The organism is Neorhizobium sp. BT27B, from assembly GCF_050455485.1.
Lineage (GTDB): Bacteria > Pseudomonadota > Alphaproteobacteria > Rhizobiales > Rhizobiaceae > Neorhizobium.
This window is the reverse complement of the sequence record NZ_JBCIYT010000005.1, coordinates 39995-55689: the sequence shown is the minus strand read 5'-3', so window position 1 is coordinate 55689 and position 15695 is coordinate 39995. Positions and strand designations below refer to the sequence as shown.

Annotated in this window: 12 protein-coding genes; 5 read left to right on the top strand and 7 right to left on the bottom strand. The window is 59.1% G+C overall.

Translation table 11 applies throughout. The annotated features are described in order from the left end of the window. Nucleotides 1-138 precede the first annotated feature (138 nt). From AAIH70_RS14660 to AAIH70_RS14645, 4 genes are all read right to left on the bottom strand, one after another. Complete coding sequence (locus AAIH70_RS14660; RefSeq protein WP_132273866.1) at nt 139-1446, bottom strand: CitMHS family transporter; 1308 nt, start codon at nt 1444-1446, stop codon at nt 139-141. A gap of 102 nt (nt 1447-1548) precedes the next feature. After that, the gene (locus tag AAIH70_RS14655; protein WP_430034494.1) at nt 1549-2508 is read right to left on the bottom strand and encodes a Bug family tripartite tricarboxylate transporter substrate binding protein; all 960 of its coding nucleotides are present in this window, start codon (nt 2506-2508) and stop codon (nt 1549-1551) included. Nucleotides 2509-2569: 61 nt separating this feature from the next. Then, nucleotides 2570-4027, bottom strand: a complete 1458-nt coding sequence (locus AAIH70_RS14650) for a sensor histidine kinase (RefSeq protein ID WP_165932018.1) — start codon at nt 4025-4027, stop codon at nt 2570-2572. Then, nucleotides 4014-4691, bottom strand: a complete 678-nt coding sequence (locus AAIH70_RS14645) for a response regulator (protein ID WP_132273859.1) — start codon at nt 4689-4691, stop codon at nt 4014-4016. The genes AAIH70_RS14650 and AAIH70_RS14645 overlap by 14 nt, the downstream gene beginning before the upstream one ends. 307 nt (nt 4692-4998) lie before the next feature. Between AAIH70_RS14645 and AAIH70_RS14640 the strand changes: the two genes are divergently transcribed. The 4 genes from AAIH70_RS14640 to AAIH70_RS14625 are packed head-to-tail and all read left to right on the top strand — an operon-like array spanning nt 4999 to nt 8714. After that, a complete protein-coding gene (locus AAIH70_RS14640; RefSeq protein ID WP_132273856.1) occupies nt 4999-5904 on the top strand; it encodes a Fe(3+) dicitrate ABC transporter substrate-binding protein in 906 nt (301 codons plus the stop codon). Nucleotides 5905-5928: 24 nt separating this feature from the next. Continuing rightward, complete coding sequence (locus tag AAIH70_RS14635; protein ID WP_132275767.1) at nt 5929-6936, top strand: iron chelate uptake ABC transporter family permease subunit; 1008 nt, start codon at nt 5929-5931, stop codon at nt 6934-6936. Continuing rightward, complete coding sequence (locus AAIH70_RS14630; RefSeq protein ID WP_132273854.1) at nt 6933-7898, top strand: iron chelate uptake ABC transporter family permease subunit; 966 nt, start codon at nt 6933-6935, stop codon at nt 7896-7898. Before AAIH70_RS14635 ends, AAIH70_RS14630 begins: the two co-directional genes overlap by 4 nt. Further along, the gene (locus AAIH70_RS14625; protein ID WP_132273851.1) at nt 7899-8714 is read left to right on the top strand and encodes an ATP-binding cassette domain-containing protein; all 816 of its coding nucleotides are present in this window, start codon (nt 7899-7901) and stop codon (nt 8712-8714) included. A gap of 135 nt (nt 8715-8849) precedes the next feature. On the opposite strand, the gene AAIH70_RS14620 is transcribed toward AAIH70_RS14625, so the two are convergent. Further along, nucleotides 8850-11981 (bottom strand): PAS domain S-box protein, encoded by a 3132-nt coding sequence (locus AAIH70_RS14620; protein WP_430034490.1) that lies wholly within the window; start codon nt 11979-11981, stop codon nt 8850-8852. 189 nt (nt 11982-12170) lie between these two features. Then, nucleotides 12171-13553 (bottom strand): putative bifunctional diguanylate cyclase/phosphodiesterase, encoded by a 1383-nt coding sequence (locus tag AAIH70_RS14615; RefSeq protein ID WP_245519196.1) that lies wholly within the window; start codon nt 13551-13553, stop codon nt 12171-12173. Between the two features lie 882 nt (nt 13554-14435). Here AAIH70_RS14615 and AAIH70_RS14610 point away from each other — a divergent pair. Next, nucleotides 14436-14678 carry a hypothetical protein gene (locus AAIH70_RS14610; RefSeq protein ID WP_132273845.1) on the top strand — a complete coding sequence of 81 codons (243 nt, stop codon included), beginning with the start codon at nt 14436-14438 and terminating at the stop codon, nt 14676-14678. A 28-nt stretch (nt 14679-14706) separates the two neighbouring features. Here the strand turns inward: AAIH70_RS14610 and AAIH70_RS14605 are convergent, their stop codons facing one another. Then, the gene (locus AAIH70_RS14605) at nt 14707-15669 is read right to left on the bottom strand and encodes a LysR substrate-binding domain-containing protein (RefSeq protein WP_132273843.1); all 963 of its coding nucleotides are present in this window, start codon (nt 15667-15669) and stop codon (nt 14707-14709) included. Nucleotides 15670-15695: the final 26 nt, after the last annotated feature.

Here is a 15695-nt window from a genome sequence, read left to right as displayed (position 1 = left end):
GCTGGCAGGCTTGTGGTAAAGCGGCGTGATGATCATTGGCGAAGCCGCGCTGATTACTTCGAGGGCATGACCGAAGACCTGCATCCGGCGATGCCTCCGCATCTCAAGAGACATCGCCGTCCTGATGCAGGAATGCGCTCAGAAGATAGGCACTGCGCCGGTTACAACCGCACCGAACAGCATGATCAGCGCCAGAAGGGCTGCCCATTTGAGCGTGAAGCGCTGGTGCGCGCCGAATTCCACTTTTGACAGGCCTGTCAGAACATAGGCGGCCGGCACAAGTGGGCTTAGCATATGCACCGGCTGGCCGATGAGCGATGCACGGGCGATGACTTCCGGCGGGATGTCGTAAGCGGCGGCGGCGTGAGCGAGCACGGGCACGACGCCGAAGTAGAAGGCATCATTCGACAGGAAGAAGGTGAATGGCCCGCTCAGCAGTGCGGTGATCAGCGGAATATATTCGCCGGCAGCGGTGGGGATGACGTTGACGACGCTTTCGGCAAGCGCCGTGGTCATGCCGGTGCCCGACAGGATGCCGGTGAAGACACCGGCGCCAAACACCACCGATACGACCATCAGCACGCTGCCCGCATGCGCCTCGATACGCTCGCGTTGTGCGTTGATACCCGGAAAATTGACGGTCAGGGCAATGGCGAACCCGACCATGAAAATCAGGCCGAGCGGCAGGACGTCCATGACGAGCAGCACGAGAATGGCGACTGTGAGCAAGCCGTTGAAAAGCTGCAGCATCGGCGTGCGCGAGACCACGGCCTGCATGGCCGCGTCGGCAGCATTGCGGGCCTCTTCCTCGGCTTCGCCATTCATGGTGATCACACCAAGCCGGCGGCGCTCCTTGAGGCCCAGATAGGCGGCAATCAGAATGGCTGAAATGCAGGTGAGAATGATGGCCGGCACGAGGGGCAGAAAGACCTGGCTGGCATCGACCTTCAGGGACGCCATGACGCGGGCGGTGGGGCCGCCCCAGGGGGCGATGTTGATGATGGCATTCGGCAGAACCGTGACCGCCGGCAGGATCAGCGGGTTGATACCCATGCGGCGATGAAGCGGCATCATGGCGCTGACCACCAGCAGGAATGTCGTCGAGCCGTCACCGTCGAGTGAAATCACCGTCGACAGGATCGCGGTGCCGACGATGATGCGCAGCGGATCACCGTGACAGATGCGGACCACCACCCGGATCAGCGGATCGAACAGTCCAAGATCGATCATCAGTCCGAAATAGAGAATGGCGAAAAGCAGGAGAACGGCGGTCGGAGCAATTCCCTTGACGCCTGCCATGGCCATCTCCGGGATCTGCGGTCCAAAGCCGCCGATGATGGCGAATGCGATCGGAACGGTAATGAGGGCGATCAATGCCGACATGCGGTTGGTCATGATGAGCGCCATAAAGGTTGCGATCATCGAATAAGCAAGAACTGTAAGCAAAAGACCTCCTGTGGCATCCACCAAGGCAGGTGGATACTCGGTTGCTTTCGTTGGATTTGGGGGCGGTGTCGACGCGATGGCCGACGATGGATGCAGGTGAGGCTAGAGTGGCTCCCGCTCTTTGGCCGCAGATGCCGCGTGCTCGCGAACGAATTTTATGAGTTCATCACCGATGAGGGGGGACGGTTGCAGATAATTGTCGGCAAGCAGGTTCTGATAAGCCGGCTGCGCCAAGGCCTTCCTGAAGGCATCCGCCCAGAACGCGTAATCCGCGTCGCTGACATCCGACACCATATAAACACCGCGAACAACCGGCCAGACGATATCGAACCCCTGTTCCCGCGCGGTTGGAACGCCGCTCAGTTTCCCTTCGAGCCGATCCCTGGCGTAAACGGCAAGCAGGCGCACCGGCTGCCCCCGGTCGATCCGCTTCTGCGTTGTCGCCGCATCGTTCATGCAGACCTGCACATGGCCGCCGACCAGTGCCGCCATACAGTCTCCACCGCCTTCGAAGGCGACAAAACGCATGGTGCGGATATCGGCTCCCGCCAGCTTGGCGAGGCTGGCGGCACGCATCCAGTCGCGGCCATTGATCGTGCCCGAGCCGCCGATCGCGATCGATCGGGGCGCGGCCCTGATGGCCTCGACGAGATCCGGCAACGTGCGCCACGGCGCCTGATCTTGAACGGCAACGGCGCCATAATCGACACCCAGCACGGCCAACCATCTGACATCGGTCCAGTCATGCGGACCGAATTTGCCACGGGCAATGTTGAAGAGCGAGCCTTCGGAAAACGCCACGAGGCTGCCCGGCTCTGCTCGGCGCGTGCTGGTGAAAACGTTGAATGCGATGGCGCCGACACCGCCTGGCATGCGCTCGAGCACTATCGGCTGTGGCAGGTCGCCTGTCGCCGCAATGGCTTCTTTCGCAAGCTCGCATGTCAGCTGAAAGGCACCATCCGGTTCCGATGGCACAATGCAGACCGGATTGGCGGGGGCCGCGACGGCAAGGCTCGAACAGAGCAGGGCGGCGGCCAGGATGATAAGGTATCTTATGCTCACCGCCCCCTCCCAAAGAACGTCGATCTGAACAAGTTTGGGCACGGATAACGCATCATGGCTGTCAGGAAGCTGTCAATGTGCGGTTTTTTGCCGCAGTTGCCGGTGACGGAAGTGTGAGCGCCGCTTCCAGTCCGCCCTCTGTCCGGTTGCGGAGCGTGAGGGCACCGCCATGCGCCTGTGCGACCTCGACGACCACGGCCAGGCCGAGGCCGGCGCCCTCGCGATGATGGGCCGGGTCGAGATGGCGCTCGCCGATCCTGTCGATCATCTCCTGGCTCATGCCCGGCCCCTGATCGATCAGGGTGATGCGGAGGAGACCATCTGAAGGCTCAAGCAGGAAGGTAATGTTTCCCTGCTTGGGAGAATGGCGAATCGCATTGTCGAGAAGGTTGCTAAGCGCTTCGAATATGAGGATTTCAGAGCCGTTTGCGTAAACGTCCTGGTCGGGAAGATCGAGGTCGAGGTCAACGCGTTGCCGGCGCGCATCCGCCAGCCGCATACGCGCGAGTTCCGTCAGCAATGCCTTGATATCGACCGGCCTGTGCGTGTCCGGAGCGGTGTCGCTGGCGAAATTGCGGATGCGCGCCATCGTCAGGAAATGCGTTGTGGTGCGCGATGCGCGCTCGACGATTTTGCGCATGGCCTGAAGAACGGAGATCCTTTCCTCGGCGGCGCTGGTGTGAAGCGCGTAATCAATCTGCGTTCGCAGGACGGCGATCGGTGTTCTCAACTGGTGGGAGGCGTCATCCAGCAGATGCCGCTGTGCTTCGGCCTGCGCCGTGTGGCGACCCAGCAGCCGATTGAATGTATCGACCAGCGGACGGATTTCGCGTGGAAGTGCTGAAGCATCCACGGGTGAAAGGTCGTTCGGATCGCGCCGTTCGAACCCGGCCCTCAAGGCAGATAGCGGTGACAGGGCGCGGGTGAGGCCGGCAAGCAGAAGAATGATGACGGCGAAGACGCAGGCAAGGTTCAAGGCAGCCGTGCTCTTGATGATCTCGAACCGGAACGCGTCACGCGATTGCATGCTTTCGGCAACCTGCAGGACGATCGTCTGCGGTTCCGCCGCGCCATACAAAGGCTGTTTCAGCTTCCGTTTGAAAATTCCCATGCGGATCGGCGCGCCAAGGAATTCGTCATTGTAGAAATGAAAGCCGGTGCCGGAAAAATCCCGAGGGCGCGGCAGAAAACTGTCGCCGATCTCCACCATTCCGTCTTCGGTCGCGACACGGAAATAAACGGCGCCGGACGCGGTCGCCTCGAAAGCCTCGAACAGCGGGTAGGGCAGTTCCACGCCGATGCCGCCGCTCTCGGTGGAAATGTTGAGATCGATGGCGCGCAGGGCACCGGCAATAGACCTGTCATAGGCGCTATCGGCAAGGTTGGTCGCTGTCGAACCTGTGATGAAGGCCGTTCCGGCAACGAGAGCAACGAGTGCAGGCGCAACCCACATCGTCACGGTGAACAGCAGAGACCGTCCAGCCGATCTTGCCTCTGCCTTTATCTTACCCCTGGCCATCGAGCGCCTCGAGAAAATATCCAAGGCCCCGGAGCGTAATGATGCGGACATCGGAATTTTCGAGGCGCTTTCTCAGGCGATACATCATGACCTCGACGGTCTCCAGCTGCATCTCCTCGTCTGAACTGATGAGGCGGTCGAGAATCTGCTGTTTGGAAATCGGCTCGCCGACGCGCTGGATCAGGATGGTGAGCACCGCGTGTTCGCGCGCGCTCAGCGCCAGACGCGTTCCGTTGAGCAGAAAAAGCTGTTGCGACTGGTTGAAGCTCAGCGAACCGCAATCGTAAACGCCTCGCCCGTGCCCGCGGCTGCGCCGCACCAATGCGACGAGACGTGCTTCCAATTCTTCCACCGAGAAGGGTTTTGCCAGAAAATCGTCTGCGCCGGCATGAAGCAGGGCGATCCGGTCGGGCAGGTCATCCTTGGCGGTGATGATGATCAATGGCGTTGCATCGCCACGGTCACGCATCTTGTCGAGCAGTCGCGCGCCGCCGAGCATGGGCAGGTTCAGATCGAGGATGATGGCGTCGAAGGTTTCGGCGGCGATGCGGCGATCCGCCTGCATGCCGTCCTCTTCCCATTCCACGAACAGCCCACGCTGCTGCAACGAGCGCTGTAACCAGAGCGCCAGATCCTTGTCGTCTTCGACCAGCAAAAGCCGCAAGCCGCTGTTTCCTCTCATAGAACGTCGCGTCCATGTTCAACCGGTTGACGATCTCGTAAAAGCCGCGCGGTTCGGTGGTCTGCAGGAGATCGCATCAAGAGACGCACGATGTCCCTGAAAAAGGCAAGTGGATGCAACACCGCCGCCGGGATATCTCGACTTTACGGCGCCAAACTGTCGGCAGGCTGACAGAGCCTGTGGGAATGTCGTCGCAGCCGGTTTGCAGCTCCGGTTAAAGTTGACGATTATACGCCAGTTTCATAGGTCGGGTGCGGGAGGAATTTGTTGCTTAATCAGGAGACTTCCGTTGAAGCGCATTCTGGCCTGCCTGGCTCTTGGCCTTTCTCTGATCGCACCGGTCGCTTTTGCCGCACCGATTACGGTCAATGACGGCACCAACACGATCACGATCCCTGACGTTCCAAAGCGTATCGTCGTCCTCGAATTCTCCTTCGCAGATGCTCTGGCTGCGGTCAGTGTCGCGCCTGTCGGTGTTGCCGATGACAAGGATGCCAAGCGCCTGCCGCAGGCAGTGCGCGATATCATCGGCACCTGGACGTCTGTCGGCACCCGCGGCCAGCCGAGCATCGAGGCGATTGCCGGTCTCAAGCCTGACCTTATCATTGCCGATCTCGACCGGCACGCCTCCGTCTACAAGGAATTGAGCGCCATTGCGCCGACGCTTCTGCTGTCTTCGCGTGGCGAAGATTATCAGGGCAGCCTGAAATCTGCGGCACTGATCGCACAGGCAGTGGGCAAGGCGCCGGAAATGGAAGCGCGTCTTGTCAAGCACAAGGAACTGATGGCCGGCATCGCCGCCCAGATGCCCAAGGGTATCTCGATCCTGTTCGGTGCGGCCCGCGAAGACAGCTTTTCCGTCCATGGCCCGGAATCCTATGCCGGCAGCGTGCTGATCAGCCTCGGTGCAACCGTGCCGACCATGCGCGACAAGGGTGCTCCGACCGAATTTGCAGGCATCGAACAGCTGTTGAGCCTCGATCCGGAATGGCTGTTCGTCGGCAACTACCGCCATCCCAACATCGTCGACAAGTGGAGCAAGGAAGACCTGTGGAGCGTGTTGCGTGCCTCCAAGGACAAGGTCGTCGCCGTCGATTCCAATGTCTGGGCGCGCAATCGCGGCATTCTTTCGGCGGAAAAGATCGCGAGCGATACGCTGGCGATCATGCAGGGCAAGTTCACGCCCGTCGAATGATGCTTGAGGTGTAAGGCAATGTCGATGCCGATCCCATGCGCTGATCGCCGCCTCGTTTCCATCGGGGCGGCCATTCTGTTGGTCGTCGGGCTGTTCTGGTGGTCGCTGTCGGCTTTCTCGACATTCGCGATCAGCCCGGCCGACGCGTGGGCCGGTGTCTTCAACGGCGGGCAGGGTGCCGGAACATCAGCACGGATCGTTGCGCATATCCGTTTGCCACGCGCTTTGGCGGCGGCGTTGATCGGTGGCACGCTGGCGCTGTGTGGCCTGCTGATGCAGGGCATCACGCGCAACAGGCTGGCATCGCCGACGCTGCTCGGCGTCACCGGCGGGGCAAGCCTCGGGCTCGCCTTCGTGACGACCGGCCTGATTGCCCTGCCTTTTGGGCACGATGCGCTGATCGCCACCATTCTCGGCGGTGCCTTTGCCTGGGTTCTCGTTTTTCTGCTCGGTACAGCCTGGTCCATGGATGCCTCCAAAGGACGGCTCATTCTGGCCGGCATTACGGTTGCTGCGCTCTGCGGCGGGCTCACAAGGCTGCTCGTGCTTCTGGCTGAGGAGAGGGCGCTGGGCATGCTGAACTGGCTGGCGGGGTCGCTGTCCAATATCCGCTTCCCCGAAGTGCAGATCATGGCCGTGGTGTTCGTTGCCGGACTGTTTCTGGCCAGTGTCGTCGCGTCGCGCCTCAACCTCGTCAATCTCGGTAATGAGACGGCGCATGCGCTTGGCGTGCGGCTGAAACTGCTGCGGGCAATCGTTTTTGTCGCCGGCTGCATCATGACCGGTGCAACGGTCGCTGTCGCCGGGCCTATCGGCTTTATCGGCCTGATGGCGCCGAATATCGCACGGCTCTTCGTCGGCGCCGATTACCGGCCACTCGTTCCGATGACCGCTGCCGTCGGGGCAATCCTGTTGCTGGCTGCCGATATCGCTGGCCGGGCCGTGGCATTTCCAGCCGAGACGCCGGCAGGCGCTGTCGCGGCGCTGATCGGCGCTCCTTTCTTCCTGCTGATGGCGCGGGGGCAGAGATGATGCGCGCGGTGCCGGTGATTGCCACTCTGATACTCCTGCTCGCAGCGTCTTCTCTCGCCGCGCTTTGTATCGGCGTAACGATGATCTCGCCGCTTGCTGCCGTCAAAATGGCGTGGTTGCACGACGCTGCGGATTTTGTGATCTGGCAGCATCGTCTGCCGCGCAGTCTGATCGCCATCCTCATCGGCGCAGCACTTGGTACCGCCGGCACGCTTATACAGGGCGTCATCCGCAATCCGCTGGCTTCGCCGGATATTCTGGGTGTCACCCAGGGCGCGGGTCTGGCCGTAACGGTGGTGTTGTTGCTCGTACAGTCAGGCGCGCAGGGCTGGTTGCCGTTGATCGCCTGCCTTGGCGGCGCCGGCGGTGCCTTGCTGCTGACGGCCTATAACAGTGGAATGGCGTTTTCCCCGGTTCGCTTCGCCTTGTCGGGCGTCGCCGTTTCCCTGACCTTTGCCAGCGTCACGGAATTCCTGCTGCTGACCTATCCGGTGGAAATCAACACCGCGCTTCTCGCACTGACCGGCAGCCTCTGGGCACGCGGCTGGACACATCTTGCGCCATCGCTGCTGCTCGTTCCGCTGATCGGTGCGGGGTTTCTCCTGGCCAAGCCGCTTGATCTCATCGGGCTGGGAGATGAAGCGGCGACGGGCTTGGGCGTAGGGTTGAGGCCTGTGCGATTGTTTGCCATTGCGCTTTCTGTTCTGCTGACCGGCATCTCGGTGTCGGTTATCGGCCCGGTCACCTTCGTGGGGCTAATGGCGCCGCATCTTGCCCGACGGCTGGTCGGCGGCGCGCATCTGACGCTGATCCCGACCGCGGCACTTGCCGGTGCCATCATCGTCGTGCTCGCCGACACACTCGGCCGCGGTCTTGCGCCGCCGATGGAAATACCCGTCGGCGTTCTGACGGCAGTGATCGGCGCGCCTTATTTCCTCTGGCTCCTGTTCCGGATTCGATAGATGCAGATTTCAAACAATCATTCACAAGACCGGTTGGAGCAGAACCCCGCCATCTCCGTCGTTGATCTGACGCTGCGATATGGCTCCGTCCCGATCATCGAAAATCTGTCGCTCGATTTTCCGAAAGGCGCCTTCACCGCGCTTATCGGTCCCAATGGCTGCGGAAAATCGACGCTTCTGAAAAGCCTGACGCGGATATTGCCTCCCGTGACGGGGAGCATTGCAATCGACGGAATACCCATGGGCGATTACAGCGCCAAGGCGCTGGCCCGAAACATTGCATTCCTGCCGCAGGTTCTGCCGGTTCCCGACGGGATTACCGTGCGCCAGCTGGTCGCCTATGGCCGCAGTCCTCATAATGATATCTGGGGTCGTCTGGGTGGCGGCGACACAGCCGCCATCGAGGCGGCACTTGCACAGCTGGAGGTGACCGAACTCGCTGACCGCTATGTCGCGGATCTCTCGGGCGGCCAGCGCCAGCGGGTGTGGATCGCCATGATCGTCGCGCAGCAGACGCCGATCATCCTGCTTGACGAGCCGACGACCTTTCTCGACATCAACCATCAGGTCGAGGTTCTGCGCTTTGCGCGCAGTCTGGCAGCGCAGGGCAAGACGGTGGTCGCCGTCCTGCACGATCTCAATCAGGCCTTTCGTTATGCGGACAACATTGCGGTGATGAAGGGCGGCAAGCTGGTGGCCTCCGGTCGTCCCGATGCGGTTGCCCGACCTGAGCTTCTGCATGACGTGTTTTCAATCGATTGCTCGATCATCAAGGATCCCGAATCCGCAACCCCAATGCTCGTCATCAAGGATTAGCGGCGCGCGAGACGTCGTTGATCTGGCTCGATATGTGTGCCCGCACCGAAGAGAAAAAGCTTGCGATAAACATCCGCAGGCCTTTGCTGTGCCTCGGATTTTACGGCGTGCAGCAAGCCATGAAGTTGCAGTCCCTTAGGCAGATTTTTTCGGAAGCAGAGCCGGAACATCTTCGGCCGAGCGCGGCGGCGTCGACAGGAAAGCATGCAGCTTCGCATTTCGATCAAGCCACAGGCTCAGACGCTTGCGGGCATCCGACGAAGAGTGGCCGCCATCGGCAACATCGAGAGCCGCCTCGATCTTGGCGATTTCCTTCAGGCTCTCATGCTTTTGCCGCTCAAGGCTGGCCCTGGTCCGGTCGTCGATGAGAACGTAGTCCACCGGCCAGGATTCGCGACCGCTTGTCGCGTCCTCGCCGACAAGCTGACCTGCGACGACGATGCGAACGCCGATTTTCTTGAGTGCCTCGAGTTCTGCTCGCAGATTGGGGATATCGAAGGACCCGATGCTCTTGTCCACGCGGATCTCAAGTCGGTTTGCCGGCAGGCCGGTTTCACGCAGCGCCAGCTTGACGGCGCGGGGGAGGTCTCCGCTCATGAACTGCACCGGCGAAACCGCGACCGACACGGTAATCAGCGGCCAGTCCAGCGCCGCATTGCAGGCTGTGCGCAATGTCCAGTCGCCCAGCGGTACGATAAGCCCGCTCACTTCCGCCAGAGGAAGGAAGTGTTCGGCGGTCAGGTTGCCGCGTTCCGGATGATCCCATTCGACCTGGGTTTCGACAGCGTCAAGAACGCCATCATCCGCTCTGAAGCGTGGCTGGAAGAACAGCCGGAACTGATTGGCTTTGATGCCGAACTGCATCTCATGCGAGAGATGGCGATCCTCTTCCTTTCTCTGATCATCGGGATCGGAGAAGAAGCTGTACGTGCCCTTCTGGCCGCCTTTCGAGCGATAGAGGGCGACGTCGGCAAAGCGTAGAAGCTCATCCTCTGTTCGCGCGTCGTGCGGGGCCTGGGCAATGCCGATGGAAAGCCCCACGGTCAGGCTGCTGCTGTCGTGGCGGATCGGATCCTTCACCACGCTGATAAGCCGGGTTGCAAGCGCTGCAGCCTCTTCACGGGTAAGATCAGGCGCCGCGACGACGAACTCGTCCCCACCGACTCGCGCGACGATCTGATCTGCCTCCAGCGTCAGCTTCAGCCGTGCCGCAATCTCGCGAAGCACGTGGTCGCCGACATGATGGCCAAAGGTGTCGTTGATCGGTTTGAAATGGTCGAGGTCGAGGTAAAGAAGCGAGAGTTTCGCGTCGATCGCCTGAAGGCTCTTGCGCATGAAATCGGCAAGACCCATGCGGTTCGGCAACCCCGTCAGGCCGTCATGCAGAACTTCCTGCCGTGCCTTCGAAAGATCAGCTGCAAGCGCCACATCGGCGGTGATGTCGATGGCGATCTTGACGATCTTGAACGGCTTGCCGTTGAGATCGAGGATCGGATTGTAGGAGGCCTGTATCCAGACCTCTCTTCCATCCTTGCCGGTCCGGCGGAACTTGGACGAGAGGAAGGTCCCGTCGCGCAGGTTCTTCCAGAACAGCCGATATTGTTCGCTTTCGACAAAGCTCGGCTCGACCAGAATGCTGTGATGCTGGCCGACGATTTCGTCGAGTGCATAGCCCATCGCATCGAGAAAGTTGTCATTGGCGTCGAGTACGATGCCGTCCATATCGAAGGTGACGACGCATTGCGAACGGCTGATCGCCGCAATCTGGCCTTCGTGGTCGCCCTGACGGAGCTTTTCTGCGGTGACGTCGACGGCATTCTTGACGATCTTGAACACCCGGCCGTTCATGTCGAAGATCGGGTTGTAGCTGGCCTGCAGCCAGACTTCGGCGCCATTGCGGCAGATGCGTTTGAACTCGCCGCTTTGGTGCTCGCCGGCACCAAGGCGGCGCCAGAATTCCTGATAGTCGGCACTGTCTCTTTCTTCGGCCGGTACGAACATCCGGTGATGCTGGCCGCGGACCTCGGACAGACGGTAGCCGGTGAGGGTGAGAAAGTTGTCGTTGGCGTCGATGATCGTGCCATCGAGTGCAAAGGATATGACGCTCTGCGACTTGTGCATGGCGGCAATCTGGCCCTGATGATCCGCTTGGCGCAATTTTTCGCGGGTGATCACCGTTGCATATTTGACGACCTTGAACGGATTGCCATACTGATCAAATACGGGATTGTAGGTCGCCTGCAACCATACATCGCGGCCCGATTTGCCGATACGCCTGAACTCACCCGACCGATGGCGCCCGTCCGCCAGATCGCTCCAGAATACTTCGTATTCCAGTCCATGGGCATAGGAGGGGTCAACGAACATGCGGTGGTGGCGCCCGGAAATTTCTTCCATGCTGTAGCCGACGGCCTGCAGGAAATTATCGTTCGCATCCAGGATCGTGCCGTCCATGTCGAAGGTGACGACGCTCTGGGACTTGTGAATGGCCGCAATCTGGCCTTCGTAGTCCGCATGGTTGAGCTTTTCCGCTGTCACGTCGGTTGCGTATTTGACGACCTTGAAAGGCTGGCCGTCGCCATCAAGGACAGGACTGTAGGTGGCGCGCAGCCAGACCGGGCGCCCACCCTTGCCAAGCCGACGAAACTCTCCGGCATTGTAACGGCCTTCACCGAGCGCCTGCCAGAAGTTCTGATATTCTGCCGATGCGGCCTCTTCCTCATCGACAAATATGCTGTGATGACGACCGATGATATCGGCGAGGCTATATCCCATAGCCTGCAGAAAACGCTGATTGGCATCGATGACCGTGCCGTTAAGGGCGAAATGGATGACCGCCTGCGAGGTGTTGATCGCGGCGATCTGACCGCCTTCATCCGCCAAACGTCGCGCCTGTTCGGTAATGTCGCGCATCAAGATGACGACCTCTTGCACATTGCCGGTCGCATCCTTTACCGGATGGAAAAAGGCCTCCACGATGAGCTCGGCCCCATCGCGCCGGACAGCTCTGATATCGCCTCTTAATTCGATGCCGTCCTCAAGCACCTGGCGGATTGCATCTTCGGTTTTCGGATCGGCCTCTGAAGGGAGGAATATGCTTCGGTTGCGTCCGGCAAGATCCCAGGCGCGGTAATCGAACAATGCCAGAAACAGCATGTTGGTGCGCAAGATCGTTCCGTCGGCGGAAATCGCGACGCGTGCCATAGCTTGCTCGAAAGCCGCAATATCACCTTGTGTGGAAACGTCGTCAGTGACCTGCTGAAGCATTGAAGCGCCTTGATTATGGATGACGGCACGTGCGTGGTGCTGTCATCAGAGCTGTCATCCCCCCACGAAATGACATTTGGCAAAATTAGCGATCAACATTGTAGAATACGTAAATACCAATGCGTTCGTTTGCCGATGAGATGTAAATCATGTGGATTGATCTACGGTGGCCAATAGCCGGATAGCCCATTACCGTGCTGCGGCATGATTTGATTGTCCGGTTGCAAGCACCAGCTTGCGGGCGTCTGCTGCGCCGAGCGGTTTCGAGATGTGGTAGCCTTGCACAAAACGTCCGCCGAGTTCACGAACCTGATCCATCTCCCCGGCAGTTTCGACACCCTCGATGATACATTCGAGATTTAAATCATCCGCCATCCTGATGAGAGATTTGACGATTTTCGCGCTTGCAGGGTCACGGTCGATGCCGGTGACAAAGCTGCGGTCGATCTTGATTTTCGTCAGCGGCATCGAATGAAGATGCGTCAGGCTGGAATATCCGGTGCCAAAGTCATCCAGAGACACGCCGACACCTGCCGATATGAATGCCTGCGCAACCGTTTGGGCGCGCATGAGATCTGTCAAAATCGCAGTTTCGGTAATTTCCAGATCGATGCGAGTAGGTGTGATGCCGCTATTGCCGATGATCGCCAGAAGGCGCATGGCGTGTTCGCTGGAGGAAAGATCTCTGGCCGAGAGATTGAACGAAAGCCGGATATTGTCTGGCCATGTCTGTGCTTCATGCAGGGCTTTCGTGAGAAGCAGACGACTGAGATGGTTGATGTATCCCAGCCGTTCTGCCGCTGGAATGAATTCCGCCGGAGATACAAAGCCAAGCACGGGGTGCTGCCACCGGGCCAGCGCTTCGAACGCCGTGACCGACTGCTGCTGAATGTCGAAAATCGGCTGGAAGTTCAGTGCGATGTCACGATCGATGGACCTATCACGCAATGCCTGCTCGATGATCATGACCCGCGACAGGCTACGGTGATGTTCATCTGAAAATGCGACGGCAGTGCCCGGAGCGTCGCGTTTTGCCTGATAAAGGGCAAAGTCAGCATGCTCATACAGATGATTTGCAGCATCGTCACAAAGGTCGCTGCTTGCAATGCCGACGGAGGCGCCGATCTGAACGATTATATTGGCAATCGAAAACGGTTCCCGGCAGGCTTCACAGATCTCCTCGGCAAGTTCCTGAGCCGCGGCGTGATTTTTTGCCAAGAGTAAAAATGCAAATTCGTCGCCGCCGAGGCGGGCCACAAGTGCCTTGCCGCGGCAGATATGCGAAAGGCGAAAAGCCAGCTGAACCAGGAGTTCGTCGCCGATCCGATGCCCGTAGGCATCATTGACCGGCTTAAAACCGTCCAGATCGATGATGCCGACATGGATAGGATCATCCTGCGCTTGGCTGGCGGCAATCGCTTCATCCAGTTTGCCAAAGAAAAACCGACGGTTTGCAAGGCTTGTCAGGCTGTCGACATTGGCCAGCTTCTTGTTCTCGTCGCTCAGAGCCTGCGTCTGCTTCTGTTCCTCGATCAGATCCAGTTCGCGCTTTTCCAGCGCATTCTTTTTCATCTCCAGTTCCCTGCGAGAGACAATCAGGTTGGTGAAATCCCGATATTGCACCCACAGGACCATCAGCATCGCCAGCGAAACGAGACCGACATCGACGGCCATCGCGATGAAAATGTCATTCCCGGTCATCCCGAAATAGGCGATGAACACGATGTTGACGACGAGAGTGACGGCGATCGCGGCAGACAGGAGGTGGGTCAGACAGAAAATGCAGCCAATGACCGTGATGCCCATATAGAACGCCACATGGCTTTGCATGAAACTGTCGCCGTAAGGTGCAAGCGCTACGCCCCAAGTGGCGAATACGGCTGCAAGCACCCAGGCAATCCGGTTTGTCCGACGCAGATCGGCGATGGCCCTTGTCGGATCCGTTTCCGTGCGGCCAGCTCGATACCACCACTGAAGAAGCCGCATGCTGCAAACGACAGTCATCAACGTGGGAACGGCAATCGTCAGGAAAGCCGGAGCAACGTGCATATGCGTGATGGCCACGCCCCATGTATTTACCAGAAGGATAAAATACATGAGCGGGATCTGCTTGGAGAGCGCCGCTTTTTGGGCGACTGCAAGGGTGGGATCGTCACCCCTCACGCGAAAGAGGGTCAGGATCGAATTGATCATACCTGGGCACGCTGTCTGATATTCAATTTCATATTCATGCGCAGAGTGATTTCATATCCCTCCGAAGAGCCCTCAGTCTTTCATGTTCCGCTTAATTTATCGGAAGCTTGCATAATTAAGTGAGTGTGAATTGTTGCTGTTTTAGCGTTAAAAAATTCATTTAAGCAATGGAATTTCCAAGAAAACAAAGCGTTACTTGGTTCGGATCGACTAATTCCTTTGGTGTAAATTACTCAGTGTCAGATAAAAAAAGAATATCCCATGGTGGTATTCAGCGCCAATGTCCTCCACGTCACCGGTCACGACGATCAGGCAGGCAAGGCCCACATGGTCGATCTGTTTCCGCAGGCATCCGCCGATGTCCGGCGCATACCGTCACTGCCGACGATGCGACATTGCCATGGCCTGTTGGAAATGAGTTCGAGAGCGGCAACCAGCAGCCTTGCCATTGGATCAGCTGCTGCAATCGGGTTGGATTTCGATTCCTCTCCTGTTGAAGCCTGAAAGCTCCCAGCATCCTCCGCGATACGGATCAGGCCTTGTGCACATCAGGCGCCTGGATCGAGATGCCCGCTGAGCACAGCAGCGTCTTCACCTCATCCTGCTGAACCAGCGCTTCTGCTGAGAGCCAGTCTATGAATGTTCGCACGGGCCGGCGCGACAGGTGGCGGCTGGGGCAGACGATCCAGTAGGCACGTACCGGAATGGCGGAGAACACGGCTGACAGCGGAACGAGGTCTCCGCGTTTCAATTCTTCATGGGCAAGGGTCGCGCTTTCCAGGATGAGGCCGCCGCCCTGCCTGCCGACCTCGATGGACATCGACGACCGCTCCAGATGGTACGAATAGGCCATTGCGACATGTTCGATCGGGTTGAATTCCAGCCACTGATCCCAGCGCACATAGGCCTTGATACTGTCGACAAGCCTTGCATTCTGAAGCTGGACGATCGGATCCGATGAGATTTTCGCCAGTCTGTCCCGGTATGCCGGTGAACACATCGGAACCACGTAATCCGTCAGCAAATGCTCCACATGGACACCGTCCCAATTGCCGCGGCCATAGCGGATATCGAGATCGACGATCTCGTTGGCAAAATCGGTAAAGTTCGGCGTGCCGTCGACACGGATATGCCAGTCGGGGTGGCTGTCGACGAACGAGGCGAGCCGGGGCGCCAGCCATTTTTCGCCAACTGATGGGCTGACGCGGATGCTGAGGCCGAGATTTTCACGCTGACGCACGATCGCGCCATGCACATCCTTGATCGATTGCAGCGCGCGCGTGGTCGTCTGGTAGAGACGTTCCCCGTCGATGGTCAGCGACAGGACCTGTTTGGAGCGCGTGAAAAGCTTCACGCCCAGTTGCTGCTCCAGAAGCCTGATCTGCTGGCTCACCGCTGACGGGGAAACCTGCAATTCCTCGGCCGCGCGTGTGACGCCGCCAAGGCGGGCGACAGCCTCGAAATATTGTGTAGCGTTCAGGTTCAGTGACTTCATGGGCTTTTGCAGGTTTGACAAAACCG